Source organism: Mesorhizobium sp. WSM4845 (assembly GCF_055811455.1).
In genome coordinates this window covers 80,390-106,784 of sequence record NZ_JBVVQA010000019.1, presented here as the reverse complement: position 1 = coordinate 106,784, position 26,395 = coordinate 80,390, and the positions used below count along the sequence as shown (strand labels likewise).

25 protein-coding genes and 1 tRNA gene are annotated in these 26,395 nt (G+C 61.6%); 8 read left to right on the top strand and 18 right to left on the bottom strand.

What is annotated here, in order from left to right:
* The 4 genes from AC0L2C_RS21420 to moaA all read right to left on the bottom strand — a co-directional run bounded on the left by AC0L2C_RS21420 (window position 1) and on the right by moaA (window position 3,653).
* On the bottom strand, window positions 1–783 hold the full coding sequence (locus tag AC0L2C_RS21420; RefSeq protein WP_027151758.1) for an ABC transporter substrate-binding protein: 783 nt from the start codon (window positions 781–783) through the stop codon (window positions 1–3).
* 235 nt (window positions 784–1,018) lie between these two features.
* Window positions 1,019–1,528 (bottom strand): molybdopterin-guanine dinucleotide biosynthesis protein B, encoded by a 510-nt coding sequence (gene mobB, locus AC0L2C_RS21415; protein ID WP_473493228.1) that lies wholly within the window; start codon window positions 1,526–1,528, stop codon window positions 1,019–1,021.
* A 61-nt stretch (window positions 1,529–1,589) separates the two neighbouring features.
* The gene (locus tag AC0L2C_RS21410; protein ID WP_287241942.1) at window positions 1,590–2,510 is read right to left on the bottom strand and encodes a DMT family transporter; all 921 of its coding nucleotides are present in this window, start codon (window positions 2,508–2,510) and stop codon (window positions 1,590–1,592) included.
* A gap of 147 nt (window positions 2,511–2,657) precedes the next feature.
* Window positions 2,658–3,653 carry a GTP 3',8-cyclase MoaA gene (moaA, locus tag AC0L2C_RS21405; RefSeq protein WP_473524363.1) on the bottom strand — a complete coding sequence of 332 codons (996 nt, stop codon included), beginning with the start codon at window positions 3,651–3,653 and terminating at the stop codon, window positions 2,658–2,660.
* Window positions 3,654–3,957: 304 nt separating this feature from the next.
* Here moaA and AC0L2C_RS21400 point away from each other — a divergent pair, with 304 nt between their 5' ends.
* Window positions 3,958–4,311, top strand: coding sequence for a gamma-butyrobetaine hydroxylase family protein (locus AC0L2C_RS21400; protein ID WP_023801862.1), 354 nt, complete (start codon window positions 3,958–3,960; stop codon window positions 4,309–4,311).
* 23 nt (window positions 4,312–4,334) lie between these two features.
* Here AC0L2C_RS21400 and AC0L2C_RS21395 read toward each other — a convergent pair whose 3' ends face one another.
* A complete protein-coding gene (locus tag AC0L2C_RS21395; RefSeq protein WP_473524362.1) occupies window positions 4,335–4,871 on the bottom strand; it encodes a nuclear transport factor 2 family protein in 537 nt (178 codons plus the stop codon).
* 48 nt (window positions 4,872–4,919) lie between these two features.
* Here AC0L2C_RS21395 and AC0L2C_RS21390 point away from each other — a divergent pair, with 48 nt between their 5' ends.
* A complete protein-coding gene (locus AC0L2C_RS21390; RefSeq protein WP_473524361.1) occupies window positions 4,920–5,531 on the top strand; it encodes a pyridoxamine 5'-phosphate oxidase family protein in 612 nt (203 codons plus the stop codon).
* A gap of 108 nt (window positions 5,532–5,639) precedes the next feature.
* Here the strand turns inward: AC0L2C_RS21390 and AC0L2C_RS21385 are convergent, their stop codons facing one another.
* Complete coding sequence (locus AC0L2C_RS21385) at window positions 5,640–6,092, bottom strand: MarR family winged helix-turn-helix transcriptional regulator (protein WP_091590958.1); 453 nt, start codon at window positions 6,090–6,092, stop codon at window positions 5,640–5,642.
* A gap of 47 nt (window positions 6,093–6,139) precedes the next feature.
* Here AC0L2C_RS21385 and AC0L2C_RS21380 point away from each other — a divergent pair, with 47 nt between their 5' ends.
* Entirely contained in the window at window positions 6,140–7,051 is a 912-nt protein-coding gene (locus AC0L2C_RS21380) for an alpha/beta hydrolase (RefSeq protein WP_473524360.1), read from the top strand.
* Between the two features lie 329 nt (window positions 7,052–7,380).
* Complete coding sequence (locus AC0L2C_RS21375) at window positions 7,381–9,273, top strand: L,D-transpeptidase family protein (RefSeq protein ID WP_473524359.1); 1,893 nt, start codon at window positions 7,381–7,383, stop codon at window positions 9,271–9,273.
* Window positions 9,274–9,363: 90 nt separating this feature from the next.
* On the opposite strand, the gene AC0L2C_RS21370 is transcribed toward AC0L2C_RS21375, so the two are convergent.
* The 7 genes from AC0L2C_RS21370 to AC0L2C_RS21340 all read right to left on the bottom strand — a co-directional run bounded on the left by AC0L2C_RS21370 (window position 9,364) and on the right by AC0L2C_RS21340 (window position 15,571).
* On the bottom strand, window positions 9,364–9,621 hold the full coding sequence (locus AC0L2C_RS21370; protein ID WP_027151749.1) for a PepSY domain-containing protein: 258 nt from the start codon (window positions 9,619–9,621) through the stop codon (window positions 9,364–9,366).
* A gap of 124 nt (window positions 9,622–9,745) precedes the next feature.
* Complete coding sequence (locus AC0L2C_RS21365) at window positions 9,746–10,831, bottom strand: ABC transporter ATP-binding protein (RefSeq protein WP_473524358.1); 1,086 nt, start codon at window positions 10,829–10,831, stop codon at window positions 9,746–9,748.
* A gap of 129 nt (window positions 10,832–10,960) precedes the next feature.
* The gene (locus AC0L2C_RS21360; RefSeq protein ID WP_473524357.1) at window positions 10,961–11,836 is read right to left on the bottom strand and encodes a carbohydrate ABC transporter permease; all 876 of its coding nucleotides are present in this window, start codon (window positions 11,834–11,836) and stop codon (window positions 10,961–10,963) included.
* Between the two features lies 1 nt (window position 11,837).
* Window positions 11,838–12,905, bottom strand: coding sequence for a carbohydrate ABC transporter permease (locus AC0L2C_RS21355; protein WP_473524356.1), 1,068 nt, complete (start codon window positions 12,903–12,905; stop codon window positions 11,838–11,840).
* Between the two features lie 69 nt (window positions 12,906–12,974).
* Entirely contained in the window at window positions 12,975–14,237 is a 1,263-nt protein-coding gene (locus AC0L2C_RS21350; protein ID WP_473524355.1) for an ABC transporter substrate-binding protein, read from the bottom strand.
* Between the two features lie 447 nt (window positions 14,238–14,684).
* Window positions 14,685–14,759: transfer RNA gene (locus tag AC0L2C_RS21345), tRNA-Val, on the bottom strand.
* A gap of 128 nt (window positions 14,760–14,887) precedes the next feature.
* Complete coding sequence (locus AC0L2C_RS21340; RefSeq protein WP_023801851.1) at window positions 14,888–15,571, bottom strand: phosphoglycolate phosphatase; 684 nt, start codon at window positions 15,569–15,571, stop codon at window positions 14,888–14,890.
* A 166-nt stretch (window positions 15,572–15,737) separates the two neighbouring features.
* Here AC0L2C_RS21340 and rpiA point away from each other — a divergent pair, with 166 nt between their 5' ends.
* The 3 genes from rpiA to gor all read left to right on the top strand — a co-directional run bounded on the left by rpiA (window position 15,738) and on the right by gor (window position 18,552).
* Window positions 15,738–16,466, top strand: a complete 729-nt coding sequence (gene rpiA / locus AC0L2C_RS21335; RefSeq protein ID WP_473524354.1) for a ribose-5-phosphate isomerase RpiA — start codon at window positions 15,738–15,740, stop codon at window positions 16,464–16,466.
* Window positions 16,453–17,019, top strand: coding sequence for a DUF2059 domain-containing protein (locus AC0L2C_RS21330; RefSeq protein WP_023801849.1), 567 nt, complete (start codon window positions 16,453–16,455; stop codon window positions 17,017–17,019). Before rpiA ends, AC0L2C_RS21330 begins: the two co-directional genes overlap by 14 nt.
* 144 nt (window positions 17,020–17,163) lie before the next feature.
* On the top strand, window positions 17,164–18,552 hold the full coding sequence (gene gor / locus AC0L2C_RS21325; protein ID WP_128169533.1) for a glutathione-disulfide reductase: 1,389 nt from the start codon (window positions 17,164–17,166) through the stop codon (window positions 18,550–18,552).
* 117 nt (window positions 18,553–18,669) lie between these two features.
* On the opposite strand, the gene AC0L2C_RS21320 is transcribed toward gor, so the two are convergent.
* The 3 genes from AC0L2C_RS21320 to AC0L2C_RS21310 all read right to left on the bottom strand — a co-directional run bounded on the left by AC0L2C_RS21320 (window position 18,670) and on the right by AC0L2C_RS21310 (window position 23,607).
* Window positions 18,670–20,574 (bottom strand): ABC transporter ATP-binding protein/permease, encoded by a 1,905-nt coding sequence (locus AC0L2C_RS21320; RefSeq protein ID WP_473524353.1) that lies wholly within the window; start codon window positions 20,572–20,574, stop codon window positions 18,670–18,672.
* Window positions 20,575–21,088: 514 nt separating this feature from the next.
* On the bottom strand, window positions 21,089–21,769 hold the full coding sequence (locus tag AC0L2C_RS21315; protein ID WP_023801846.1) for a DsbA family oxidoreductase: 681 nt from the start codon (window positions 21,767–21,769) through the stop codon (window positions 21,089–21,091).
* Window positions 21,770–21,792: 23 nt separating this feature from the next.
* Window positions 21,793–23,607 carry an extracellular solute-binding protein gene (locus tag AC0L2C_RS21310; RefSeq protein WP_473524352.1) on the bottom strand — a complete coding sequence of 605 codons (1,815 nt, stop codon included), beginning with the start codon at window positions 23,605–23,607 and terminating at the stop codon, window positions 21,793–21,795.
* Window positions 23,608–23,839: 232 nt separating this feature from the next.
* Between AC0L2C_RS21310 and AC0L2C_RS21305 the strand changes: the two genes are divergently transcribed.
* Window positions 23,840–24,469 carry an invasion associated locus B family protein gene (locus tag AC0L2C_RS21305; RefSeq protein ID WP_023801844.1) on the top strand — a complete coding sequence of 210 codons (630 nt, stop codon included), beginning with the start codon at window positions 23,840–23,842 and terminating at the stop codon, window positions 24,467–24,469.
* 172 nt (window positions 24,470–24,641) lie between these two features.
* On the opposite strand, the gene hspQ is transcribed toward AC0L2C_RS21305, so the two are convergent.
* Both hspQ and AC0L2C_RS21295 read right to left on the bottom strand, forming a co-directional pair.
* Entirely contained in the window at window positions 24,642–24,965 is a 324-nt protein-coding gene (hspQ, locus tag AC0L2C_RS21300; RefSeq protein WP_023801843.1) for a heat shock protein HspQ, read from the bottom strand.
* Between the two features lie 200 nt (window positions 24,966–25,165).
* Window positions 25,166–26,377, bottom strand: a complete 1,212-nt coding sequence (locus tag AC0L2C_RS21295; RefSeq protein WP_287174830.1) for a UbiH/UbiF family hydroxylase — start codon at window positions 26,375–26,377, stop codon at window positions 25,166–25,168.
* Between the last annotated feature and the right edge of the window lie 18 nt (window positions 26,378–26,395).

The following is a 26,395-nucleotide window of genomic DNA, read 5'->3' as shown; positions in this document are numbered from 1 at the left end:
TCAGGACTCGCCGCCGTAGACGTCGTACTTGAAGTACTTGTCGTTGATTTCCTTGTACTTTCCGTTGGCGCGGATGGCGTCGATCGCCTTATTGAACTGATTGACCAACGCGGTATCGCCCTTGCGTACCGCGATGCCGGCGCCCGGACCATGGATCTCGATGTCGGGCGTGATCGCGCCGATCAGCTTGCAGCAGGCGCCGTCCGGCGTGGCAAGCCAGCCTTCGATGACAGTGATGTCGTCGTTGACCGCATCGACGCGGCCATTGGCGAGATCGAGCTGGTATTCCTGCGCGGTCGGGTACGGCTTGATTGTGCTGTCGGCATAAGTCTTGGTTGAATAATTGAAGTGGGTGGTGGACGCCTGCACGCCGATCGTCTTGCCGGCCAGGTCCTCTTTGGTCACGCCTTTGATATCGCTGTCCTTGGGCGCGGCGATGGCCGGCGGCGTGTTGTAGTATTTGTTGGTGAAGTCGACCTTCTCGGCACGCTCCGGCGTAATCGACATCGAGGCGACGATGGCGTCGAACTTGCCGGCCTGAAGCGCCGGGATGATGCCGTCCCAATCCTGCGCGACGAAAGTGCACGTCACCTTCATCTCGTCGCAAAGCGCCTTGGCGATATCGATGTCGAAGCCCACGAGCTGGCCATCAGCGGTCAGGTTGTTGAACGGCGGATAGGCTCCCTCCGAGCCGATCCTCAAGGTTTTCTCTTGAGCCTGGGCAACGCCCAATGTCAGCAGCGCCGCCGATGCGGCGAGCGCTATACGCAGTGCAGTACGCATGATAGTCCTCTCTGTATGTCCCCGGCCGTCGTTCCGAGCGGCTCTGTGGGCGGTTCTGTTGACCGCCCGCTGGCGCGATACTCCCATTCTTTCCCAAGAAAAAGCAACTGTAAAACCGTTGCTTGCGGGTTTCGCATTGCCGGACAATGCTGACGTTGCGGCAGGCAAACAACCGAGGAAAACAGGGGGGCAACGGGGAAACAGGGGGCGGCCGATGCTTCTTCGGCAAGTACCCTCAGCGCGTCAAACCTGTCGCGCGCTCGATGAAGTCGGCTATCGATCTGGTATCGTCGAGATCGAAGACAGGCAGGCTTTCGTCGGCTATGGCGAAGTCGGCGGCGATGGCGACGATGTGCGGATCATTTGCCGAAAGCGGTGCCCAGTCCTTGGCCTCCATCCGCCGCGTCTCGATCTTGCTGTGCGCCTCGCGCTTGTAGCCTTCGACCAGCACGATGTCGGCGGTGCCGAGCCGCGACAGGATCGCATCCAGCGTCGGCTCGTCCTCGCCGCGCAATTCGTGCATCAGCGCCCAGCGCCTGTCCGACACGATGGCGACTTCAGTGGCCCCGGCCTGCCTATGGCGAAAACTGTCCGCCCCCGGTTTGTCGATGTCGAAGGCATGATGGGCGTGTTTTACCGTCGAGACTTTCCAGCCACGCCGGACGAGTTCGGCGACCAGCTTTTCGGTCAGTGTCGTCTTGCCGGAATTCTTCCAGCCGGTGATACCGAAGACGCGTCTCATCATGACTTCATGCTCTGCAACAGTCCCTCGACACGGACAATGTCACTCGTGGCGAACGGCAAGCCTATATGCCGTCCGGCGCCATATCAGGTCCAGCGCTTTCGGCGGCTGTCTTGCGCCGGCCGACGATCCGTTCGCGGTAAAGTGCGTAGAGGCCGGAGCAGACGATGATGCTGGCGCCGAGGATCATCGGCAGGTCAGGAACGTCGCCGAAGATGAACAGGCCAAGCAGGATCGACCAGAGCAGGGCCGTGTAGCGGAACGGCGCGATGAACGAGATGTCGCCCACCCGCATCGCCATGATGATGAACTGGTAACCGATGACCACGAGCACTGCCGCCAATGCCAGGAACGCCGTGCTTTCCCCCGTCATCGGTGTCCATCCGCCCATCGGCAAAAGCAGCGCCGCGCCGAGCACGGTCATGGCGACTGCCGTGGTGGTCGACACCAGCAATGTCGGAATGGCTTGCGGTATCCGCTTGGTGGCGAGGTCACGCACCGCACAACAGGCGACACAGGCCAGTGCCAGCAGCGAATAGATGCTGAACCCCTCGAAGCCGGGCCGCACGATGATCAGCACGCCGGCAAAACCGATGGCGATGGCCAGCCAGCGCCGCCAGCCGACGCCTTCCTTGAACACAAGTGCTGCGCCCATCGTCACCGCCAGCGGCAGCGCCTGCAGCACGGCCGAGACATTGGCAATCGGCAGATGGGCAAGGGCGATGAGAAACGACGCGGTAGCGCCGGCTTCGCCGATCACGCGTATCGCCACCATCGGCTGCAGCATCGAGCCGGGCAGGGCAAGCGCACCGCGTTGCCAGGCAAGCAGGCCCACGAAAAGCGAAGCGAAGGCGCCGCGGATCAGCATGACCTGCGCCATGTTCATGGATTCCGACGCGACTTTGGTGATCGCGTCGTTGAGGGTGAAACCACTCATCGCCACCACCATGAACAGTGCACCGCGAAGATTTGGGGAAAAAAGCAAAGGCGTTACCACTGTGGTCCTGCATCAAGCCTCTACCAGCCGGCGGCAAGACAGCAACGTCAAAGGGCTGGTCCACGGCCTTCGGCGGCTCGTTACAACCTCCTCGCAAGAGCGGCAGGATTTATTTCGGCGGTGCGACCAGGAAGATCAGCCGCCGGTGACGCTCATGTGCCGCGATACCGACGGACGGTTGGTGCGGCGGTCGATGATGAAATCATGGCCCTTTGGCTTGCGGCCAATGGCTTCGTCGATTGCGTCGGCGACCAGTTCGTTGCCTTCGGATGCACGCAACGGTGCGCGCAGGTCGGCGGCATCTTCCTGGCCGAGGCACATATAGAGCGTGCCGGTGCAGGTCAGCCGGACGCGGTTGCAGCTTTCGCAAAAATTATGCGTCATCGGCGTGATGAAGCCGAGCCTGCCACCGGTCTCGGCGACGTGGACGTAGCGGGCCGGGCCACCGGTCTTGTAGGGGATGTCGGTCAGCGTGAACTGCCGCTCGAGTGCTGCGCGCAGCAGCGACAGCGGCAGATACTGGTCGGTGCGGTCGGCGTCGATCTCGCCCATCGGCATGGTTTCGATGACAGTCAATTCCATGCCGCGGCCGTGCGCCCAGCGCAGCATCTCGGGCAGTTCGGCGTCATTGAAATCCTTCAGCGCCACCGCATTGAGCTTCACCTTCAGTCCCGCTGCCTGCGCGGCGTCGATGCCATCCATGACCTTGTCGAGATTGCCCCAGCGGGTAATCTGACGGAATTTTTCCGGGTCCAGCGTGTCCAGCGAGACGTTGATGCGCTTGACCCTGCAATCGGCGAGTTCAGCGGCAAAGCGCGAAAGCTGCGAGCCGTTGGTGGTCAGCGTCAGTTCGTCCAGAGCGCCGCTTTCGAGATGACGCGAAATCTGGCGCACCAGATGCATGATGTTCTTGCGCACCAGCGGCTCGCCGCCGGTAAGACGCAGTTTCCTGACTCCCTTTTCAATGAAAACCGTGCATAGCCGGTCGAGCTCTTCCAGCGACAGCAAATCCTTCTTGGGAAGGAAAGCCATGTCCTCGGCCATGCAATAGGTGCAGCGGAAGTCGCAGCGGTCGGTGACCGAAACGCGCAGATAGCTGATCGTGCGACCAAAAGGATCGATCATGTCCATGCTGGTGCGTTTCCCGTGGCTGCGAACGGCTTCGTTATATATGGCTATGTGATACGATCCAACCAACCATTCAAGTCAAGAAGTTCCGATTCCTAAAGCGCGTCGCGTTCGACCGGCCTCATACGACGCGCTTTAGGTTGTTGTTTTATGCATGTCGTTATCGCAAAAACCGCTGCACAATTTTGCGCGACATGCATTAGGCAACATCACACCGCCGACAGATCGTGTCGGAAGTTTCGAAGCGGCCTTTTCCCGCTGCGCGAAGCGGCGTAGGGAAAGGACAGATGATGTGGAACCTATCACCATGACGGCGCCGAAGGAACTCAGGGTCTCGAAGGACCGCAGGCTGCTTACCGTAACGTTCCCTGGCCATCAGCCGTTCGAGCTGCCGGCGGAGCTGCTGCGGGTTGCCTCGCCATCGGCCGAAGTGCAGGGCCATTCGCCCGAACAGCGCGTGACCGTTCCCGGCAAGCGCAACGTTGCGATCCTGAAGATCGAACCGGTCGGCAACTATGCCGTCCGCATCACCTTCGACGATTTCCACGATACCGGCATCTTCACCTGGAACTACCTGCATACGCTGGGTCATGAGAAGGACGCACGCTGGGCCGCCTATCTCGCCGAGCTGGAAGAGAAGGGGCTAAGCCGCGATCGTTGAATGGTTCGGGCGGGACGCTCCGGTCAACGCAGGATCGCCAGTATTTCGCTGGTGTCGTAATAAAACGGCGTGCCTTCGATCAGCCGGTCATCCTTGAAGCGCAAGACTTCGGCAAATGGCTGTTTGATGGTTGCACCATTGGCCCGCGATGTCAGCGCAAGTGTGCAGCTCATGAATACCATGTCATCGTTTTGGGCGGCCTGAAGGCTTTCCACGGTCACGTCGCTCCAGATTTCCCGCATCTTGCGAAAAAGGGCGCCAACGCCGTCGAGGCCATTCCAGTCGCCGGCATAGGGCAGGGACTGCGGCTCATGCACGACAACTTCCGCGTGAAACGCGCTGGCAAGGATATCGAGGCTCTCCGACCCTGATTGCAGGAAGCGCATCTCAGCCTCGAACATATTTTCGAGAAGTTCCAAGGCGGTACGTCGCCGATCGAAGGGTTTATCCATTTTCCGTCTCCGTTGCGGGATCGTGCTATCAACGTGGCTTACCCTTAATATTGGGGGATCGACACCCGTTTCCAGACGGTCGAAATGAGGTGCAGCACGTGTCGTCAAGACGTCACGGAATTGGAGTAGCGGCTGCGGATACTCGGAGGCGAAAACATGTCCGTCATCACCACGGTCGAGCAGCTCGAAGCGCTCTATGGCCTGCCCGGCGAGACCTCGATGGTCAAGGAACTCGACCATGTGATCCCCGAATACGCCGCCTTCATCGAGGCCTCGGCTTTTGCCGCGCTCGCGACCAGCGGGCCGGAAGGCCTGGATTGCTCGCCGCGCGGCGATCTCGCCGGCTTCGTCCGCATCCATGATCCGAAAACCCTGATGATGCCGGACCGGCGCGGCAACAACCGTGCCGATTCGCTAAAAAACATCATTCGCGATCCGCGCGTCGGCCTGTTGTTCCTGGTCCCAGGCTGCGGCACGACGCTGCGCGTCAACGGCCGCGCCCACATCACCACGGATGCGGCGCTGTGCGCCTCGTTCAGCGTCGACGGCCGACCGGCGCGTTCGGTCACGGTCATCCATGTCGATTCGGTCTATTTCCAGTGCGCCCGCGCCATTGTCCGATCGGAACTGTGGAACCCGGCGAGGCATGTCGACCCGAAGTCGCTGCCGACACCCGGAAAAATCCTGGAAATAACCAGCCGGAAAGGCATCGACGGCAAGGCTTACGACAGGGAATGGCCGGAGCGCGCGAAAAAGTCGATGTGGTGAGTGGGTCGCTCCGCGAGCGCCATCCTTTGTTTGAGCATCGGATTTTCCCAAAACCGATATCCACCCCGGGGCGGGCTCGAGGGCGGGCTTTTGGGTCCGATGCTCCAGTCATGCTTCCTTGAGCACGTCGGCAATCTTTCGCATCTGCTCGCCGATCATGTCGCATTGCTCCGGCGTCGACTGGCTCATCGCTTTCTCGATCAGCGCCATGTGGACCTTCAGCGCCTGCATCAGCAGTTCCGTGCCGGCTTCGGTCAGGGTCAGGCGCAGCACGCGCTTGTCCTTCTGATCGCCTTCGCGGCGCAGCAGGCCGCGTGTCTCGAGTTGCGGCAGCAGCATGGTGATGTTGGAACGGCCGACCAGCAGCCGGCGGGCGAGATCGTGCTGCGACATGCCGGGATGGCGGTAAAGGTTCATCAGCACGTCGAGCTGCGCCGGCTTCAGGTCCAGCGGCGCAAGCTTCACTGCCAGCGTGCGCTCCAGGACATGGCAGGCGCGCGCCACCGCGACCCAGTTGCGAAAACGCGGGTTGTCCCAGGGCAGCTCTTGTTTAATGTTCATGTTTGAACTATTATGTTCATGCTTGAACGAATGGATGGATCGCCACTATGGCATCATTTGGATTGAAGGTCATCCGGGGCGTGTTTGCCGCCGCCGAACATGTGGCTCCCCGCCTTACCGGGCGCGCGGCATTCGAACTGTTCTGCCGCACGCCGAACGCCAAAATTCTCAGCGACGGCGAGCGACGCGCCGTCGACCGCGCCGCCGGCTTCATGGCCGAGGCGCGCCATCATCGGCTGAAGACCAAGAACGGCTGCGTCATGGTGCATGAATTCAGGCCAGAGCCGGGCAGGCGGGCCGCCGGCACGGTGCTCGTCATCCATGGCTGGCGTTCGCGCACCGAATACATGCGCACGCTGATCGAAGCCTATCGTGACGCCGGCTACAAGGTTGTCTCGCTCGACCTGCCGGGCCACGGCCAATCGCAGGGCCGCCGGCTCACATTGGTCAGCGCTGTCGAAGCCGCACGGCTGACCGGCGAATGGTTCGGCCCATTCGTGGCGGTCGTCGGCCATTCCTTCGGCGGTGCCGTCGCCGCCAATGCCGTCGCCGGTTCGGTCAAGGACGTTCCGCCGCTGGCGGCCGAGCGGCTGGTGCTGATCGCGGCACCGAGCTCGCTGCCGGAGATCTTCAACGATTTCAGCCGCATGCTCAGTGTCGGCCCACGCTCGCAGGCCGCCATGGCCGACCGGGTCGAACGCATCGCCGGCCGGCCGCTGCACGAATTCACCGGCGACCGGCAGCTTGCCAGCACGCCGGTGCCAGCGCTGGTCATCCATGCGCCGGACGACCGCGAAGTGTCCGCCGACCATGCCAGGCTCTATGCCGGGGCCGGCGACCATGTGCGGCTTTACTGGGCCGACGGGCTCGGCCACCGCCGCATCCTCGCCGACAAGGGCGTGGTCGAGCGTGCGGTCGGCTTCGTTGCCGAACACCGGCAGCCGGTATCGCTGCATTAACATCGGCGGCTTCGACCTGCGTGCAGAGATTGAGCGCTTCGAGGAAGAGCGCTTCCTTGCAGCCGAATGCGTAGGGGCCGGGCGCGCTGATTCCCATCGCCGCGGCGGGGTCGCCTGACCCGAGCGCTATTTGCTGGAACCGGAGCGGAGCCAATTCGTTTCGGGTTGCCACCGTTGTGAAACTGTTCTGCAACAGACCTTATGAAATTTATGAAAGCTTAACGAAATCAGTATGAATCGGTGTAGTCGCGCCCTACATCCATGATGCGGTGGCGAGACCGTCAAGCGATGCGGAACGGGAGCCGGCTGCAGCCGGAGCGGGTGATTCCATGAAATTCCTCGGAAACAAAGCAACCGTGATGCCGCTTGCGGCGGTCGCGGCAATGCTGGCCTTCGGCGTGCCGCAGGCAGACGCGCAAGGGTTTTTCGAGAGGCTCTTCGGCGGTGGTGTCAGGCATTCGCCGCGAGGTGATTACCCCCTGCCGCCATCAAGGCAGAGGCCGAAATACAAGCCATATGCGGCAGCGCCCGCTGCCTCTCGGATTCGCAGCCCGTCCTATTACACCTACAAGAGCGATCCGCTCGTGCGCGTCGACTTCTCGACGCTGACGGCAGCGCCGGAGCCGGCAATGCCACAGGACGCCGCATTCCAGCCATCTTCCGTCACCGGCGCGGCCTTCCGCGAAGCGATTGCCGGACTGGATGACTACGAGCTCTACGCCGAGAAGGACATCGCCAAGGCGCTCGTCGCCTATTACGCGGCCAATCCGGATTTCATCTGGGTGACGGCAGCCAATGCGAACAGCCGCGCGCAAGATGCGGTGCGGGTGCTTGGCGAGGCGACGAGCTATGGCCTCACGCCGGCCGACTATACGGTTGAAGTGCCTGCCGCCGGCGCATCGACCGGCAGCGCCGATGCGCGGCTAAAGGAACTCGTCCGCTTCGAGATGGCGCTGTCAGCGCGCGTCTTGCGCTATGTCCACGACGCGCAAAGCGGCCGCGTCGATCCCAATCGCATCACCGGCTACTATGATTTCCCGGTCAAGCCGCTCGACATGGAAGGCGTGCTGAAAACGCTGACGCGCACCCAGCAAGTGCGCACCTATCTCGAATCGCGGCATCCGCAGAACGCCGAATATCAGGCGCTGCGCGTCGAACTGGAATCACTCCAGGCCAGCGCCGACGACGAGATCGTCGTCGATCCCAAGCTGTTGCTGAAGCCGGGGGAGACCAGCCCCGAACTGCCGAAGCTTCTGGCGAAGATCGCGCGCAATCTCGACGACGAGATGGGCGGCGCCTATGGCGAGATATTGGCCAGGCTCGCCACCAGCGAGGTCTATGATCCGGAACTGGTGCCGGTCATCAAGGCGGTTCAGAAAAAGGCTGGCATGAAAGGCGACGGCGTCATCGGTCCGCGCACCGTCGCGGCGCTGGTCGGGACGTCCAAGGCCGACAAGATTCAAAAGGTGCATGTCGCGCTGGAAGAGTTGCGCTGGCTGCCATCCGATCTCGGCAGCCCGCGTGTCTTCATCAACCAGCCAGCCTTTACCGCGAGCTACATCGAGAATGGCGAGGAGAAGCTGAAGACCCGCGTCGTCATCGGCAAGACCACCAACCAGACTTCCTTCTTCTACGACCAGCTCGAGCAGGTCGACTTCCACCCCTATTGGGGCGTGCCGCAGTCGATCCTCGTCAACGAGATGCTGCCCCGGCTGCGCAGGGATCCCGGCTATCTTGACCGCGCCGGCTACGAAGTGGTCAACGCGCGCGGCAAACGCATTCCCTCCTCCTCGGTCAATTGGGGCGCCTATGGCGCGAAGATACCTTATGGCGTGCGCCAGCTGCCGAGCGAGGCCAATGCGCTGGGCGAACTGAAGATCCTGTTCCCCAACAAGCACGCCATCTACATGCACGACACGCCGCAAAAGACGTTTTTCCAGCGTGACATGCGCGCGCTCAGCCATGGCTGCGTTCGCCTGCAGGATCCGCGCGGCATGGCGGCGGCCGTGCTCGGCACCTCGGTCGATGACATCGCGGAGAAGCTGAAGCACGGACATGCGACGGAGAAGGTAGCGCGCAGGATCCCGGTCTATGTCGCCTATTTCACCGCCTGGCCTGATATGTCCGGCAAAGTCGAATATTTCAGCGACGTCTACGACCGCGACGCGCGGCTGCAGCAGGCGCTCGACAGCACGGAAGCAGTGCGCTCGCCGGCGATGTGAGGATGCTAACGCAGGGAGAGCGGGCGCCGGAACCCGGCCGCGCCGCCATCAGTGTCGCCGAGCTGGGCACCTATTGCCTGGAGGGGCGATCTATTTGGGTTCGGCTGTCACCGGATCGTAGGTGATTTCGACCTTCGCCTTGTCGGTCGTGTAATAAGTAACGGTGTAGGCGCCGCTGTCCCAAGCGACCTCGTCGACGTAGCGAAAGTCGTCGCGTTGCTCGACCTTGGCGATTATCTCCGAGAGTTTCCTGGCATTCTGCGGCGGCAACGGACTTCCGTCTGCGGCAAGGGCCGGTTCACCGAAAAAGAGAACTACGACGCCTGTCGCCAAAACAAGTCTGAACATGGCTTTCCCTCGCTTCTCGCGAAAGTAGAAACTCGCGGCCATGCAGGTTTGTTCCGGGCAGGTTTGTTCCGGGTTCCGGAATGGACACCCGCGAATTGCGCCGACGCATTGTCGTTTGCTCATGCTAATGCGTCTGCAACTCACCTTCGTCGGGGAAGAGGTGGGCCAAGGCCGTGTCGAACGTGAGTTCCAGAGCGTCACCCGGTTCAAAGACCTTATCTTCATTGAAGGCGGCAATGAGTTCGCTGTTATCGCGAAGTGTCAGGTCGACGACCGTCTCGCTGCCCAATCGCTCGGCATGTGCCACGATGCCATGCAGCAAGCCTTTTCCAGATTGCACCGGCCGGAGGTGCTGCGGACGGACACCCAGGATGGCCTTGCCGTCTTTCCGGAAGGCGCGTCTTCTGGTCGCTACCCTGATCGGCTCCAGGGATTGGTTGCCAACCATTGCCGCTTCGCCATCGAGGGCGAGGACGTCGACGTTCAGGAAATTCATCGACGGGGCTCCGAGAAAGCCGGCTACGAACCTGTTGGCCGGCTCGTGATAGAGCTCCATCGGCGCTCCGATCTGCATGACTTGACCGTCCTTCAGCACGACGATCCTGTCAGCCAGCGTCATCGCCTCGACCTGGTCGTGGGTGACATAGATCATAGTTGTGCCCAGTTGCCTGCGCAGCCGGCCGATTTCCATGCGCATGTCCATGCGCAGTGCAGCGTCGAGGTTGGAGAGCGGCTCGTCAAACAGGAATACGGCCGGTTTCCGGGTGATTGCGCGCCCGATGGCGACGCGCTGGCGCTGGCCGCCCGAAAGCTGACTTGGCCGGCGGTCGAGCAAATGTTCCATTTGCAGGATGCGTGCGGCCTCGGCCACCTTCTGCTGCTTTTCCTGCCTGGAAGCGCCGGCGATCGTAAGGCCGAACGCGATGTTCTCGCGCACGGTCATGTGCGGAAAGATGGCATAGCTCTGGAACACCATCGCAACACCACGTTGCTTGGGCTGCAGCTGGTTGACCACCCGGCCTCCGATCTCGAGGGTGCCTTCGGTTATGTCCTCGAGTCCGGCGATCATGCGCAGCAACGTGGACTTCCCGCAGCCCGACGGTCCAACAAAGACGACGAACTCGCCGTCGTTGATGTGGATATCGACGCCTTTGATGATTTCGACGCGACCGAAGGATTTCTTGACGCCCTTGAGTGAGACCTCAGCCATGAGCGATGGCTCCCGTTTCCTGATTCATGTGCGGCAATTCGGGGGTCTCCGATCGATTGGTCGGCCTTGAGGAATGGGGCTGACCGGCCGTCCCAGATCCACTGGCGTTTGAGCGCGAGAGCCATGCAGTCAGCCCTTCACGCCGGTCGAGGCGATCGACGCGATGAAGGCGCGCTGCAGCAACAGGTAGAAGACCAGCACCGGGACGGTGATAAGGGTGAGATAAGCCATGACTTCGCCCCAGGCGACGTTGAGTTGAAAGAAGTAGCCGAGGCCGACCATGACCGGGCGATAGCCTTCCTGCTGCACCACGATCAGCGGCCACAGATATTGGTTGTACATGACGAGGAATTTCAGGATGGCGGCAGTCGCCAGTACCGGCCCTGAAAGCGGCATGACGACGCGATAGTAGACCTGCCACCAATTCGCGCCCTCCACCCGGCTTGCCTCAATCAGTTCGCCCGGCAGCCCTTTGAAATACTGCACGAACAGGAAGATCGTCAGTCCGTCGGCGATCCACGGGATGATCTGCACCCGGTAGCTATTGAGCCAGCCCCAATGCAGCCCATCAAGCCCGATCCAGGGCAGTTTCGAGACCAGCAGCAGGAGCGGGATAGCGATGGTCTCGAAAGGGATGATCAGCGTCGCGATGACAATCGAGAGCAGGACATCGCGCCCCTTCCACCGCAGGAAAGCAAAGGAGAACGCGGCCAGCGAACAGATCAGCAGCGAGAGAAGGACGGTCACCCCGGTGACCAGAACCGAGTTTAGGACGAACAGGCCGACAGGCGCCCGCCGGAACGCACCGAAATAGTTGTTGAGGCTGATGTCCCCGACGGGCAGGAATGCACGCAGGCTGGAAGTGTCCGCGAGAAGCTGACTGTCCGGCTTGAAGCTCGAGTTGATCATGAACACGAGCGGAAAGACGAAGATCAGCGCGATCAGGCACAGCACCAGATAGCGGACGAACAGCCTGAGGCCGTAATTGTCGGGATCGAAGGCCATCCTAACGCTCCCGTGTCAGCCAGCGCTGGATGAATGAGATCGCCAGCACGATCGCGAACAGGATGACCGAGATGGTCGAGCCGCCTGAGATGTCCTGCTTGCCGTAGCCGCGCTCGACCGCCTGGAAGACGAGGGTCTGGGTGCTGTCGAGCGGACCGCCATTGGTCATCACGTCGATCTGGGCGAAAAGCGCGAAGCCCTGCATGGTGATCACGACAAGCACAAGCATGGCAGTGTTGCGCAGGCCCGGCCAGGTGACATAGCGGAAGGTCTGCCATCTCGAAGCCCCCTCAATGGCGGCGGCCTCGTAGAGCGTGGGGCTGATCGTCTGCAACCCCGCCAGCCAGATGACCATGTGGAAGCCGACGGCCTGCCAGATCGACATGGCCATGACTGCGGGCAGCGCCGTCGAGGGATTGCCGAGCCAGTCGACGGGCTGGAAGAGGCCGAAGGTGAGGGCCTGGAGGATGCTGTTCAACAGCCCGTTCTGGCCGTCATAGATGAACCGCCAGAGGAGCGAGACCACGACGATGGAGACCACCACCGGCATGAAGTAGATGGTCCGGAACAGGTTGATGCCCCTGACCTTGTGGTTGATCAGCAAAGCAAGCATCAGCGCGAGGCTGCCTTGTACCGGCGCCACGACCAGGACGAACAGGAAGGTGTTTACCAGCGCCTTCATGAACACGACGTCGCTGGCGATGACGATCATGACGTTTTCGCCGGACTGCCAGCGAAACCACTCGCGCATGCCGCGATACTGAGGATAGTCGTCGCTACGGGTGATCTCACGCAGGCGGGGATACTGGATTTCACCGGCCTCGTTTCGGACCACTTCGCCAGCATCGTCGCGCTCTGGCTTGAGGGTCACCACAGCAAGGCCCAGGAGCTGCTGATAGTTTTCCAACCCGACGAACTGGGTCGGGTTCGGCGACAGCAGCCGCTGATTTGTCAATGACAGACCGATCGCGAAGAAAAACGGCAGCACGATGAATGTGAAGATAAGTGCGAAGCCCGGCAGGACGAATGTCCAGCCCGCCCGGTTCGACAGGGTTAGCTTCGACGCCATTTGCGGTATCCGCCCAGCAAGCCACAGAGGGTGGAGTCCGCGGCTGGCGAGGACCCCGGCGCGACAGAACTAGCGGTGACCGTAGCCACCATTGCTTTCGATGTCGGCGTCGATCTCGTCGACCGCCGCGTCAAGCGTGTCGGCCACGTCGGCGCCATTGGCGATATCGGCCAGTGCCTTGGTGAAGACCTTGGCCTGGACCACGTAGCCCGGGGTGACCGGGCGCACCAGGGCTTGTGCCTTGGAGAGGTCGAAGAACACCGCGAGCGGGCCGCCATCCTTGTAGTTCTTAGTCATCTGCGCCGCCGAGGGCGTCGGCGGGATCAGGCCGATGCCGTCGGAGAAGGCGGCCAGGTACTTGTCCTGCGCGGCGAACTTGATGAACTCGGCAGCGCCTTCCGGATGTTTCGACTTGGCCGACACGCCGAATTGCCAAGATCCCGCGCCGATCTTGTTGCCGGCGCCGAAATCGGGGGCTGGAAGGAAGACAACGTCATCCACGGCTTCCATCGTTGCCACCGCGCGCCAGTTGCCGTTCCACTGGAAGGCGAACTTGCCGCCGATGAAACCGGTCTGCTGATCGGCCGGGTCCTCGCTGGTGCCAGGCGCATAGCCTCCGGTAAACAGCGCTTGCCACCACTTGCCAAACGCCTGCGCAGCCTCGCCGTTCAGCGCGCCTTCCGCCGTCTTGTAGGTCGAACGGTCGACAATGTCGCCGCCGAAGCTCTGCAGGAACGGCGAGAAGGCGTAGGAATACCACTCGGCCTGGTCGTTCATGCCGAGATCAAGGGCGAATTCATACTTGCCGGAGGCCTTGGCAGCGTCGAGCGCGGCCATGAATTCCTCGCGCGACCAAGGCTTGTCGAGGGTCGGGGTGCGCAAGCCCAATTCATCCAGCGTCGATTGGCGTGCAAAAAGCGCCACCGCCGCCTCCCACAGACCGACCGAATAGAGCTTGCCATCCCACACGCCTTTGGCGCCGGGCAGGAAGTCGGCGAACTCGCTCTCGTCGATCGGCAGCGGCTGCAGATAGCCGGCCCAGGCCCAATTGGGCATGACGGGCCCGTCCACATCCAGGATGTCGGGCAGGTTGCCCGCCAGGGCCGCCGCCGCGACGGAATCGTTATAGCTCTTCTCGGGGAAGCTCTCGATGGTCACCGTCCAGTCGGACTGGCTGGTGTTGAAGTCGGAAATAATCTGGTTGAGGATTCGCGACTCCACCTCATTGCCGGCGCCGTGATACCACATGGTCAACCTGGTCTGCGCCAGCGCGGGCGCACACAGACAGGTCGACGCGATCACCACACCGGCAAGGTGTTTTGTCAGTTTCATCTGATATTCCTCCCTTTTGACTTTAAGGACGCTGGCTGGATCCAAGGCGAGGCCGCCAGGACAGCGGGCCGGGAAGCCAGCGCTCAGTTTCGGGTCGGCCGCTACGGGCCCTTGATGGGGTCCAGCAATGTTCGCGGAAGCCGGACGCATTTGCAATTGCGCAGTTTCACCTGGTCGGAGCAGCAGGTCGACGGCGATTTCCCCTCGTCAGTTCCCGGGCCACTGAGATAGCAGTTCACCTAGGACGATTTTATCGTCCGTCAACTTTCTCCCGGCCGCGTTCAATGTGCAGCTTGAGCGATTCCAAGGGTAACGAGCGCCTTGTGATGTGTCCCCGGCTGCCTGGCGAGTCGTATGACCAAGTCATGGCAAACCTGGCGATGAGGCGGAAGTTCGAAGCGTAGGCGGCTCCGAAGCGGATGGTAGCTTTGTACCGGAAGCGGGTATTGGTGGGCGATGCAGGGATTGAACCTGCGACCCCACCCGTGTGAAGGGTGTGCTCTCCCGCTGAGCTAATCGCCCGCTCGTTGCCCGAAGGCCAAGCGCGCCGCGATATAAGGGAGGCCGGCCGGGGAAGTCAAGGCGATGTGCTGGCGTTCCGACGAAGACCGAATGCAACCACGCCGGGAACGGTCCGGTCGCCGTCGCGCTCAGTGCCCGGCAGCGGCAATCAGGCGTTCGGCCAGACCAAGCGTCAGCGCGTCGAAATGCGAGATCACCGCCGACGGTTCGAATTCGCGCACATGGCGGTCGGTGTAGCCGAAATCCACCGCCACCACGGGAATGCCGGCCGCCTTCGCCGTATCGATGTCGGTCTGCGAATCACCGACCATCAGCGCGCGGTGCGGATCGCCGCCGGCGAGCACGATGGTTTCGGTCAGATGGCGCGGGTCGGGCTTGCGGAACGCAAACGTGTCCTGACCGCAAATCGCCGCGAAATGCTTCGCCAGGCCGAGCGCCTCGATCAGCGCCACTGAGTTGGCTTCGTATTTGTTCGTGCAGACGGCCAGGAGATAGCCAGCCGCCTCGAATCGCGCGATCGTCTCGACGACGCCGGGGTAGGGGAGCGATTTGCCCGGGATGTTGTCGGTGTAGTGATCGAGGAACAGCTTTAGCAATCGGTCGTGTTCCTCTACCACCAGCGATCTCTGCTGCGCGGCGTGCGCGCGCTCGATCATCACCCGGCCGCCATGGCCGACGAAGCGCTTGAAGCCGGCCTCGTCGACGGCTGCGAGTTCGCTGGCGGCAAGGCTGTGGTTGAGGCTGTCGAGCAGGTCCGGCGCTGTGTCGACCAGCGTCCCGTCGAGGTCGAACACGATGATCGGTCGGGTCATGGCATGTCCTGTGACGATTGCGCTGCCTGCAGGCGATAGCCGCTGCAGCCCATCCAGGCAAGCCGTGCCGGCTCAATCCACAGGGCGTCAATCCACAGGGCAAAGTCTTTGACCGGACGGGCAAAGATGCTAGGAGCGCCGAAACAAGCGAAATCCGGGGCAAAGCATGGATGCGAGGCAACTGAAGGTCGAGGCCGCGCGGGCGGCACTTGCCCATGTCAGCGATGGCATGCGGCTTGGCATCGGCACCGGCTCGACGGCCGAAGAGTTCGTGCGGCTGCTCGCCGAAAAGGTCGCCACCGGCCTTACCATTATCGGCGTGCCGACCTCGGAGCGCACCGCCATCCTCTGCGGCGAGCTTGGCGTGCCGCTGTCGACGCTGGAAGAAACGCCCGAGCTCGATCTTACCATCGACGGGGCCGACGAGATCGATCCGGAGCTTACATTGATCAAGGGCGGCGGCGGTGCGCTGCTGCGTGAAAAGATCGTGGCGGCGGCTTCCGCCCGCATGATCGTCATCGCCGACCGTTCGAAGATGGTCGAGACGCTTGGCCGTTTTCCACTGCCGATCGAGGTCAACCCGTTCGGCCTGCGTGCCACTGAAATCGCGGTCGCCGCGGCAGCCGGAAGGCTCGGCCATTCCGGCCCCGTCACATTGAGGATGACGGGAAGCCAGCCTTTTGTTACAGACGGCGGCCATTTTATCCTCGATGCATCTTTTGGCCGCATTCCGGATACAAGAGCGCTTTCGAATGCTCTCCATGCCATTCCGGGCGTGGTCGAGCATGGTCTTTTCATCGGGCTGGCATCAGCGGCCATCATAGCCGGCGACGGCGTCCAAACCGTCCATGCCGCCCGAAAACCAGGGAGTTCTACCGATCATGATGTTGCATAACCGGGTTCGCCGTTTTTCTGCAATTCTGGCAGCTTCAGCCGTCTTTGCGTTTTCATCGCCGGCGTTCTCGCAGGACGTCAGCGAAGGGCATCTTAAGGCAGCCCGCGCCGCAGTCGCGGCGATCGACGCGACGGACCCGTTCGACAACATCCTGCCGCAGGCCGCCGCCGCGCTTCAGCAGCAGCTTATCCAAAAGAACCCGGACATGCAGGAGCTGATCGGCAGAACGGTTAGCGAAAAGGCTCTGGCGCTGGCCTCGCGCCGCGCCGATCTCGAGAAGGAAGCGGCCCTGGCCTATGCCAAGGTATTTTCCGAAAAAGAGCTTACCGAAATCGCCGCTTTCTACAATTCCGATACCGGCAAGAAACTGCTCGACAGCGGCCAGGCCGTGACGCGTGAGCTGCTCAAGGCCGCCGAGATATGGCAGAACGGCCTCGCTCGCGATCTCGCCCAGCAGGTCGGCGAAACGCTGGCCGCGGCGGCAAAGGCCACAGCACCGTCAAATGCCGCGGCTCCTGCTGATGGCACGCAGCCGGAAGCACCGAAGAACTGAGCCTGTTTCCGGCGGCGTCATCGCTGCTGGACCGGAAAGCCCGCCTCCGTTGCGCGTCCGACAGGATGCGCGGCGTCCGGGCTTTTCTTTTGGCGGTTCGCAGCCTACCTGTCTCAGACATTTTGAAGGGCAAGGAGCCGCGCCATGGCCGTCTATGACTACGATCTTTTCGTCATCGGCGGCGGCTCCGGCGGGGTGAGGGCGGCGCGCGTGGCGGCGGCACTCGGCAAGCGCGTCGGCATCGCCGAGGAATACCGCTATGGCGGCACCTGCGTCATCCGCGGCTGCGTGCCGAAAAAGCTCTATGTCTATGCCTCGCAATTTCCCGAGCACTTTGCCGACGCCGCCGGTTATGGCTGGACCGTGCCGCAGGCGAGCTTCGACTGGCAGACACTGGTTGCCAACAAGGATCGCGAGATCAGCCGGCTGGAAGCTATCTACAGGAAAAATGTCCAAGGCGCCGGCGGCGAGACGTTTCAGTCACGCGCCATGCTCGTCGATCCGCATGCGGTGCATCTTCTCGGCGAGGACCGCACCGTCACCGCCGATCAGATTCTCATCGCCACCGGCGGCCGCCCGGCACCGCACCCGGCTCTGCCCGGCCATGAGCATTGTATCTTTTCCAACGAGGCCTTCGATCTCAAGGAATTGCCTGACGCGATCATGATCGAGGGCGGCGGCTATATTGCCGTCGAATTCGCCAACATCTTTCACGGCCTCGGCGTCGACACAACGCTGGTCTATCGCGGCAAGGAGATCCTCTCTCGCTTCGACATGGATCTCAGGCGCATGCTGCACGAGACGATGGAAAAGAAGGGGATAAAAATCCTCTGCCATGCCGTGTCCGAATGGGTCAGGAAGCGTCCCGACGGGCGCCTCGACGCTGTCGTCACCGGTGGCAAGGTGCTGACGGTCGATCAGGTCATGCTCGCCATCGGCCGTCTGCCCAATACCGAAAACATGGGGATTGAGGGCGTCGGCATCGAGATGACCAGGACCGGCGCTATCCATGTGGACCAATATTCGCGCACCAGCATCGACAACATCTGGGCGATCGGCGACGTCACCAACCGCGTGCAACTGACGCCTGTGGCGATCCATGAGGCGATGTGTTTCGTCGAGACCGCCTTCAAGGGCAACCCGACCTCGCCCGACCATGAAACGATCGCCACAGCGGTGTTCTCGCAGCCCGAGATCGGCACGGTCGGCCTGTCGGAAGACGAGGCCATAAAGCGTTTTTCCGACGTTGAGGTCTACCGCGCCAGCTTCCGGCCGATGCGCAACACGCTGTCGGGCCGCGACGAAAAGATGCTGATGAAGCTGGTGGTCGACGGCGCCTCGAAAAAGGTGCTCGGCGCCCATATCCTCGGGCCTGATGCCGGCGAGATGGCGCAGCTTCTCGGCATTCCGCTGAAGGCCGGGCTGACCAAGGATGACTTCGATCGCACGATGGCCGTGCACCCGACTGCGGCGGAAGAACTCGTCACCATGTACAAGCCGACCTACCGGGTGAGGGACGGCGAGCGCGCCTGACGTTTTTCCCACACCCTCGCCAACGGAGCACTCGATGCTCGCAAGCAATGGCGCCGCACCACCCGACCACAGATCACCAATCCGATGCGACACTGTGCAACGATATTCTGTTCGCCGCTATTTCTGCCTGATGCGGCGAGGGAAGCGCAGCCATCTTTCCTCGACCGGCCTTGTTTCCTCGACTGGCCTGGGGTGCGCGAGGATGGTGGTGAGCTCGACCGGCAGGCTCGGCGCCAGCGGCTTTTTGGTCGCGACGCCGTCCGCGATGGCAACGATGCTGTGGTAGAATTCGGCGCCTGAAAGCGACCTTGGCGGCACGGCCTCGTGCATGATCGAGATCACCGTGGCATCTGGACAATTGTCCTTGATCGCTTGATGGAAAGCGATCTTCCCTTCCGGATCGAGCGCTCCGGTCGCTTCATCGAGGAACAGCAGCCCCGGCTGCTGCAGCACGATACGAGCGACAACCAGCTTCTGTTTCTGGCCGCCCGAAAGCACCTGGTCCCAGCTCATTCCGTCGCGGCTCTCATCGCCCATGTGTTCGATGAAATCGCCAAGGCCGGCTTTATGCAGGGCCGATGCAACCTGCGTGTCGGTGTGATCGCGCTCTGAACCGGGCAGGCAGACCAGTTGCTTCAGCGAGACCTGCTGCAGCTTGACGTCCTGGGCGGCATAGAAACTTTCGACCCCTTCCGGAAAGACGATGGAGCCGCGGCCATAGGGCCACAGGCCGTTGATCGCCTTGATCAGCGATGTCTTGCCGCAGCCGGATTCGCCCTTCAGGAACGTCCACTCGCCACGCCGGAAGCGCAAATTCGCGGCACTCAGGAAGGGCGTGGCGTCCTCGCCCTGATGGGTCAGCTCGAGTTTCTGGATGGTCAGGCCGAAAACCGGGTTCTGACGGTCGTAGCGGAAATCGGAACAGCCGGTGAGACTATAGAATTCCTGCGGGTGTTGGACGTTTTCGATCGCGTTGGCGAGTTCGGTCACGCGTAGGCTGTTGGCGCGCAGCGCCGCAATGGAAGGCATGACATGGATGAACCACGAACATTGATTGATGAGTGAGTTGACCATCTCGGAGCCCGTTATGTAGCCCTTGAGGTCGAAACGGTTGTGGATATAGGGCACCAGGCCCGGCGCGTAGGCGACAATGCGGGCGCCGATGAAAGTGTAGACCAGCTCGAAAGAACGATAACTGGTGTTGACGATGTTCAGCCTTGCCCAGGTGCGGTCGATGTCGACATAAAGCCGTTCGTGCATCGTCTTTTGCACATTCTCGCCCTGGGAGGCGGCGACATGGAAACTGCGGCGCAGGAACGTGGTCAGCTCGCCGCGATAACTGCCTTCGGATTGCTGCATCCGGATGTTGATCCGTTCCAGCAACCTGCCGAGCTTCACCGCGATCCAGGTGTTCAGCGGCACGTAAATGGCGACCGCCAGGAAAGCCAGGACCGCGCTGCCATAGCTGCCGAGGAACTCCAGCCCTTTCACCTCTGCCGAGGTTTCAAGCAGTTTCCGGCCGACGAAATAAAGCGATGTGGCGACAGCCATCACCCCGATGGCGAGGCCGATGGCTCCGCCGGTCATGTCCTTGATCGATTCCTGGACACGCTGGTCGATGTTGTCGGGGGCAGCAGCGCCGGAGGAACCGTGCTGAGCATGGAAATGCGTGTGATTGGTGTCGAGAAGCGCTGCGTTGAAGCGGCTGTCCAGCCAAGCGCGCCATTTGCGATGCAGCGTCGCGGAAACAAAAGTGCGGATGCCGGTAAAGCCCGCGTCTTTGAGCACGACCAGAAGGATGAGCACGCCGGCATTGGTGAGCAGCGATGCGAGCGGCGTGGTGTTCGCGGCGTCGTGGTAGAAGGCGATCGAGTTGACCAGTTCCCCGGATGCTTCGGCGAACCAGACGCCAGCCTTGCTGGAGAGCGCGGTAAACAGGGCGATGACCAGCGTCAGCGTCCAGGCCTCCACCCAGCGGTCCGAGAACCAGTAGGCCCGCATCAGTCCCCAGAAGCTGCGCATCGAGGAAACCGGTGTCAGGAGCGGCGACCTTGCGGCACCGCGGAGCCATTTTTCCGATATTGAATGTCGCCTTGGTCTACCGACCCGAATCACAATCCCGCCCAACCCTCTTTTAGTTTTGTTACAGACAGTAACACCAATTGATCATTTTCCATTATCTTTTCTCGGGCTGTCGAGGATTGAACCCCTGGCCGTTGCCATTAAGCAACAGCGGCAACGCCTTGCGAGGTCGCCCTCGACGCAGATTATCCGTCTAATATCAATGAGTTGCTGATTCACGTGTGCAAGCGTCAGCATCTTCCCCTAGGGAAAGCTTTTGCACAGTTTTGTTATGGGAATAGCGTGATCGATCGGCCGATTTTTATGCTGCGGAAGACGAATCGACGCAAAGCGCGCCGTCATCTTTGTTGCCATATCGACCTGGCGGCAGCCGGAAAGTGACCGGAGGGCGTTGGCCCGGAGGGCGTTGGCTGCTGTGGCGATGTCGCCAAACGCGCCTATGGAAGGACGTCTATCAGTTCGCTTTCTTCAACTCGCCCCGCGCCTTCGCCGCCGCAACCTGGCGAATGGCGTCGGTGAGCGTGTCAACGTCTTGCGCGCCCATCACCGCATACTTGCCCTCAAGCAGAAAGCACGGCACGCCCGTGATGCCCATGCTCGATGCGGTGGCGATTTCGGTGCGCACCGCCTCGACATCTGCGTCCGTCGGCAAAAGCGTCTCGACGACGGACGCATCCATGCCGGCCTCGCGGGCGGCGTTGATCAGCACGACATGGTCGCCGAGATTGGCGCCTTCCTCGAAATTCAACTGGAACAGACGTCGAACCAGCCGGTTCTGCATGACCTCGCCGGCGGCACCAGCCCAACGGATGAGGCGGTGCGCGTCCAGCGTGTTGGGCGCAACCTTTATGGCGGCGAAGGCGAAATTGATGCCCTCGGCTTCGCCCAATGGCTCGATGCGGGCGTGGATCTCGCTGACGCGTTCGTCACTGCCGAATTTGGCCATCATGTATTCGCGGCGATCCTTGCCTTCGGGCGGGATGGTTGGGTCGAGCTGGAACGGCCGCCAGCGAATATGCACCTCGACCTCGTTTGCCGCGGCGATCGCCTTGTCGAGCCGCTTCTGGCCGATGAAGCACCAGGGGCAGACGACGTCGGAGACCACATCGACGGTAATCGACTTCGCGTCGCTCATCTTGATCTCCTGTTCCGAAGAGGTCACTTCGGCTTGCGCCACCATGTCGGCAGTCGATAACCGGATATGGGGGTCTTTCGCGGATGTTCCAGATAGCTCCAGTAGGCGAGCCATTGCTGCGTGTTGTGTTGCATCGGAACCATGTAGTGGCCGGAGATCAACAACCTGTCGAGGACCCGGACGGCGGCAACATAATCTTCGCGGCTGCGGGCGTCGACCATCGCCTCAAGTGCTGCATCTATCGCCGGATCGGCGACGCCGGCAAGGTTGAACGACCCTTCGGCATTGGCGGCAGCCGATCCCCAGCGCCCGAACTGCTCGATGCCCGGCGACAGCGAGTTCTCGAAGCCGCTCGCGCCGATCAGCACCTCGAAATTGAAACGTTGCTTACGTGACTGGATCTGGTCGCCGTCAAGGCTGCGGATGGTGACATCGATGCCGATCTTCGCAAGCGTGCGCTGGTAGATGGCGGCAAGGCGCTCCTCGTTCTGGGAGGCGGTCAGGATCTCGAAGCCGAAGGGTTTCCCCTCGGGATCGAGCATCACTCCATCCTGCAAGGCATAGCCCGCGCCCTTGAATATGTCGAAGGCAGCTTTCAGCACCCTGCGGTCCTGGCCCGAGCCGTCGGTGACAGGTGGCCGCCAGGTGCCGTCCATGACATCGGCTGGCACACGACCCGGGTAGGGTGCCAGGAGCGCCTTTTCCCTGCCGTCGGCCGGATGGCCAAGTGCCGACAGCTCGGAATTCTGCCAATAGCTCATGGTGCGCATGTACTTGCCGCCAAACAGGTTCTTGTTGGCCCATTCGAAGTCGTAGAGCATGCCGAGCGCGCGTCGAACCACCGGATTGGAAAACTTCCGCAGCCGCGTATTGAACAGGAACCCCGTCACCACTGGCGGGATGCCGGTGTCGAACGTTTCGGCGATCACGTCGCCCCTGTGGAAGGCCGGGAAGTCGAGATCGCGCTCGCGCTTGACCGGATCGCTGTCGTCAGCGATAGCGCAGATGCCTTTCTTGAAAGCTTCCAGCTTGGCGTTGGCGTTGAGGAAATATTCGATGGTGATCTGGTCGTAATTGTCGAAACCGCGCTTGGCGGGGATGTCTTTGCCCCAATAATCCGGGTTGCGCTTGAACACGATGCGCTGGCCAGGCGCCACGTGCGCCACAGTGTAGGGGCCGCTGCCGATCAAAGGTCTCAGCGTGGTCCTGTCAAAAGTCTCCTTGTCGAAAGCGTGCTTCGGCACGATCGGCGTCATCGCGATAACCAACGGAGTCTCGCGATTAGCCTTGTCGTTGAATGTAAAGCGCACGCTGCGGTCGCCGGTCTTTTCCAGTTTGGCGACCATGCTCATGCGGGCGCTGTAGGGTGGCCGGCCTTTCTCGGTAAAGACGTCGTAGGTGAACAGCACGTCTTCCGCAGTCACCGGTTGGCCATCAGACCATTTGGCCCTCGGATCGAGGTGGAATTCGATGCTCTTGCGCTCCGGATCCATGTCGGCAGTGTCGGCAAGCAGGCCGTAAAGACTGAAAGCCTCATCGTCATTGCGCTGCATCAACGGCTCGAAGACGAGATTGCCGAAAATCCTGTCGATCATGCCGCGTGCCGTCGTGCGCAGGCTTTTCAGGATGAAAGGGTTGAGATTGTCGAAGCTGCCAACGACGCAATAGGTGATGCTGCCGCCCTTCGGCGCATCGGGATTGATGTAGTTGAAATGCGCATAGTCGGCCGGCAGCGCCGGCTCGCCCTGCATGGCGATCGCGTGTTTCGGCTCCGACAAGGCCGGCTGGGGCGAAAGGGTGATAATCGCGGCGATCAGCCAAACAAGAACGCGGCCCATGACCGTCTCCTTACCGGGTCGGCTTGATGATTCGGAGCGCACCCTAACATGAGCCGACCGCCTCCCGGCTAATCGCGAGCTCAAGAATTGCGGGCATCGGGCTGGATTCGGCACCGCTTGCAGTGTAACACGCCGTTCGAAGTCATTCTGTTGCCTCATTTCGACAACAGTTAGCTGGACCACACGGCGCGAAGAAGCCGGTCCCGGGATCATTTGAGAGGAAGTGCACGATATGACGAGCCTGAACAGCAACGCGTACCGCCTGTCGGTCATGGCCGCTGGCGTGGTCGGCTTTTTGGGCGCACAGCTTCCCGCTGCTCTTGCGCAGCAGCAACAGCAGATTCCGCAGGGCTGGTTCAAAGCCTGCACCAAGCAGGAAGACGTCGACATCTGCAATGTCCAGAACATCACCACCGCCGGCAACGGCCAGCTCGTCACCGGCGTCAGCCTGATCGAATTGAAGGGCAAGGTAAACCGCAAGGTGTTCCAGGTGACGGTTCCGAGCGGTCGCCTGATTCCTCCCGGCATTGGCCTCCAGATCGACACCGCGAAGGCGCAGAAGCTCGACTATGTGATCTGCTTCCCCGACCGCTGCGTGGCGGAAGTGCCGCTGACCGATCAGCTCATCAGTTCCTTCAAGAAGGGTTCGAACCTGACGCTGACCTCAGTCAATTTCCAGAACCAGCCGAACCCGATCAAGGTCGCTCTGACCGGCTTCAGCGGCGCCTTCGACGGGCCGCCGCTGCAGCAGTCGGACATCGAGGATCGGCAGAAGAAGCTTCAGGATTTCGTTGCCAAGAACAACCAGGACTTCGCCAAGAAGCTCAAGGAAGAACAGGACAAAGCGAAGACCGCCAACTGATTCCTGAGGCAAACAAGACAATTCCTCAAGCCAACAAAAAAGCGGGGTCATGCCCCGCTTTTTGTTCCGTCCGGCCTTTTCTTGATCCCATGAGGCCCGCAATCGCGTCAGGTCTCCGCGATTTTCGTCAGGTCTCCGTAATTTTCGTCAGGTCCCCGCAATTTTCGTCAGGTCAATGTCTTGACTGGCGTCTCGGCTCGTAGCGTCCGTCCGGCCTCTTGTCGAACATCTCGCCGATCTCCGGATGCCGCACCGGTTCGCCAGACCGGTCCTCGAGCAGGTTCTGCTCAGACACGTAGGCGATGTATTCCGTTTCCGAATTCTCGGCGAGCAAGTGGTAGAAGGGCTGGTCCTTGCGCGGCCGCACATCCGCTGGGATCGCCTCGTACCATTCGTCGGTATTGGCGAATTGCGGGTCGACATCGAAAATGATGCCGCGGAACGGAAACAGCCGGTGGCGGACCACCTGTCCGATCGAGAATTTGGCTGTTTTCATCATGGAACTCACCACTAAGTCCTAGAGTGCCGCGCCCTTGGAATGCGCAAAGACTCCCTAAGACCTTGAATTTACGCGTTACGCTTCAAAAAATCGAGCCCGACTTATGGCTGATACCTGACCTATTTGACGCAGACGCCGCATGATTTCAATGCCGAACGCTTGACGCCCCGCCAAGCTACGGGCCAGCCGGCCCTGTGCTAGCGCCGGATCTGTTTCCTTAAGCCGCCGGCGAGCGCTGCAAAACCACTGCCGGGCCGCAGCCCCTCGCGCATGAAAAAGGCGCGGAGCGGCGCGAATCCGCCGAGCACGCCAAGGCCAGCACTGCGCGCCATCTGTGCCGGCAGCATCTGCGAGAGCAGCGATTTGTTGAGCAGGTTGACCGCATTGCTGCGCGCCAGGATGTCGGGCCGGCGCTTGAAATCATAGGCTGCGAGGGCCTTGACGGCGCCCGGGTCATCCCTGTTTTTGCAAGCAATTCCAATCAGATCATCGATATCCCTGATACCAAGGTTGAGACCTTGTGCGCCGATCGGCGGAAACACATGGGCGGCTTCGCCGACAAGTGCGACCCGGTTGCGCGCGAAGCACCGCGGCGTCACGCCGGAAAGCTGGTAGATCTGCCGGCCGGGTTCGACGGAAACCCGGCCCAGCATCGATTGCATCCGCTGTTCGACGCGCATCGAAAGCGCCGCGTCGTCCAGTGCGGCGAGTTCCTTCGCCGTTTCCGGCTCTACCACCCAGACAAGGCTGGACCGGTTGCCGGGCAGGGGAACCTGGGTGAACGGGCCGGTCTCGGTGTGGAACTCGGTCGACGTGAAAGAGTGGTCGCTGCGGTGGCCGAAATTGAGAACCAATGCCGCCTGCGGATAGGACCGCGCCGACGTCGAGATGCCGGCAGCCTCGCGGGCCGGCGACAAACGGCCATCGGCAGCGACGGCCAGCGATGCCGTGATCTCGCTGCCGTCAGGCAGGATCGCATGCGCATGGTCGCCCTCGAGGCGCCAGGTCTCCACCATCGCTTTTCGCCATTCGATGCCGGAATGGGCGGCAACAACACTGGCAAGCGCGGGGTTGAGCGCACTATTGGGTAAATTCAGCCCAAACTGCTCCTCGCCGATTTCGCTGGCGCGGAAAATGACCACCGGGCTGCGGATCAGCCGGCTGGTTGCATCGACGATGCGCATCACCTTCAGCGGTGCGGCCTGGGACCTCACCGCATCGAGGACGCCCAACCGCTCGAGGATCTTCAGGGCCGGGTTCATCAGGGCCGTCGTGCGGCCGTCCTGGCCATTTGCCTCGGGTCCGACGAGCGTCACGGGAAAGCCGGCGTCTGCGAAACCAAGCGCTGCAATCAGCCCTGCCGGGCCACTGCCGGCCACCAGTATCCGTGCTGTTTCCCGACGGTCCAATTCGGCTTCCCGGTTGCG

What these genes read in the sequence shown, in the direction of transcription:
- AC0L2C_RS21420 (WP_027151758.1), bottom strand. Translation starts at nt 783, where the DNA reads ATGCGTACTGCACTGCGTATAGCGCTCGCCGCATCGGCGGCGCTGCTG.
- mobB (WP_473493228.1), bottom strand. Translation starts at nt 1,528, where the DNA reads ATGATGAGACGCGTCTTCGGTATCACCGGCTGGAAGAATTCCGGCAAG.
- moaA (WP_473524363.1), bottom strand. Translation starts at nt 3,653, where the DNA reads ATGGACATGATCGATCCTTTTGGTCGCACGATCAGCTATCTGCGCGTT.
- AC0L2C_RS21400 (WP_023801862.1), top strand. Translation starts at nt 3,958, where the DNA reads ATGACGGCGCCGAAGGAACTCAGGGTCTCGAAGGACCGCAGGCTGCTT.
- AC0L2C_RS21390 (WP_473524361.1), top strand. Translation starts at nt 4,920, where the DNA reads ATGTCCGTCATCACCACGGTCGAGCAGCTCGAAGCGCTCTATGGCCTG.
- AC0L2C_RS21385 (WP_091590958.1), bottom strand. Translation starts at nt 6,092, where the DNA reads ATGAACATTAAACAAGAGCTGCCCTGGGACAACCCGCGTTTTCGCAAC.
- AC0L2C_RS21380 (WP_473524360.1), top strand. Translation starts at nt 6,140, where the DNA reads ATGGCATCATTTGGATTGAAGGTCATCCGGGGCGTGTTTGCCGCCGCC.
- AC0L2C_RS21375 (WP_473524359.1), top strand. Translation starts at nt 7,381, where the DNA reads ATGAAATTCCTCGGAAACAAAGCAACCGTGATGCCGCTTGCGGCGGTC.
- AC0L2C_RS21370 (WP_027151749.1), bottom strand. Translation starts at nt 9,621, where the DNA reads ATGTTCAGACTTGTTTTGGCGACAGGCGTCGTAGTTCTCTTTTTCGGT.
- AC0L2C_RS21365 (WP_473524358.1), bottom strand. Translation starts at nt 10,831, where the DNA reads ATGGCTGAGGTCTCACTCAAGGGCGTCAAGAAATCCTTCGGTCGCGTC.
- AC0L2C_RS21360 (WP_473524357.1), bottom strand. Translation starts at nt 11,836, where the DNA reads ATGGCCTTCGATCCCGACAATTACGGCCTCAGGCTGTTCGTCCGCTAT.
- AC0L2C_RS21355 (WP_473524356.1), bottom strand. Translation starts at nt 12,905, where the DNA reads ATGGCGTCGAAGCTAACCCTGTCGAACCGGGCGGGCTGGACATTCGTC.
- AC0L2C_RS21350 (WP_473524355.1), bottom strand. Translation starts at nt 14,237, where the DNA reads ATGAAACTGACAAAACACCTTGCCGGTGTGGTGATCGCGTCGACCTGT.
- AC0L2C_RS21340 (WP_023801851.1), bottom strand. Translation starts at nt 15,571, where the DNA reads ATGACCCGACCGATCATCGTGTTCGACCTCGACGGGACGCTGGTCGAC.
- rpiA (WP_473524354.1), top strand. Translation starts at nt 15,738, where the DNA reads ATGGATGCGAGGCAACTGAAGGTCGAGGCCGCGCGGGCGGCACTTGCC.
- AC0L2C_RS21330 (WP_023801849.1), top strand. Translation starts at nt 16,453, where the DNA reads ATGATGTTGCATAACCGGGTTCGCCGTTTTTCTGCAATTCTGGCAGCT.
- gor (WP_128169533.1), top strand. Translation starts at nt 17,164, where the DNA reads ATGGCCGTCTATGACTACGATCTTTTCGTCATCGGCGGCGGCTCCGGC.
- AC0L2C_RS21320 (WP_473524353.1), bottom strand. Translation starts at nt 20,574, where the DNA reads ATGCGCAGCTTCTGGGGACTGATGCGGGCCTACTGGTTCTCGGACCGC.
- AC0L2C_RS21315 (WP_023801846.1), bottom strand. Translation starts at nt 21,769, where the DNA reads ATGAGCGACGCGAAGTCGATTACCGTCGATGTGGTCTCCGACGTCGTC.
- AC0L2C_RS21310 (WP_473524352.1), bottom strand. Translation starts at nt 23,607, where the DNA reads ATGGGCCGCGTTCTTGTTTGGCTGATCGCCGCGATTATCACCCTTTCG.
- AC0L2C_RS21305 (WP_023801844.1), top strand. Translation starts at nt 23,840, where the DNA reads ATGACGAGCCTGAACAGCAACGCGTACCGCCTGTCGGTCATGGCCGCT.
- hspQ (WP_023801843.1), bottom strand. Translation starts at nt 24,965, where the DNA reads ATGAAAACAGCCAAATTCTCGATCGGACAGGTGGTCCGCCACCGGCTG.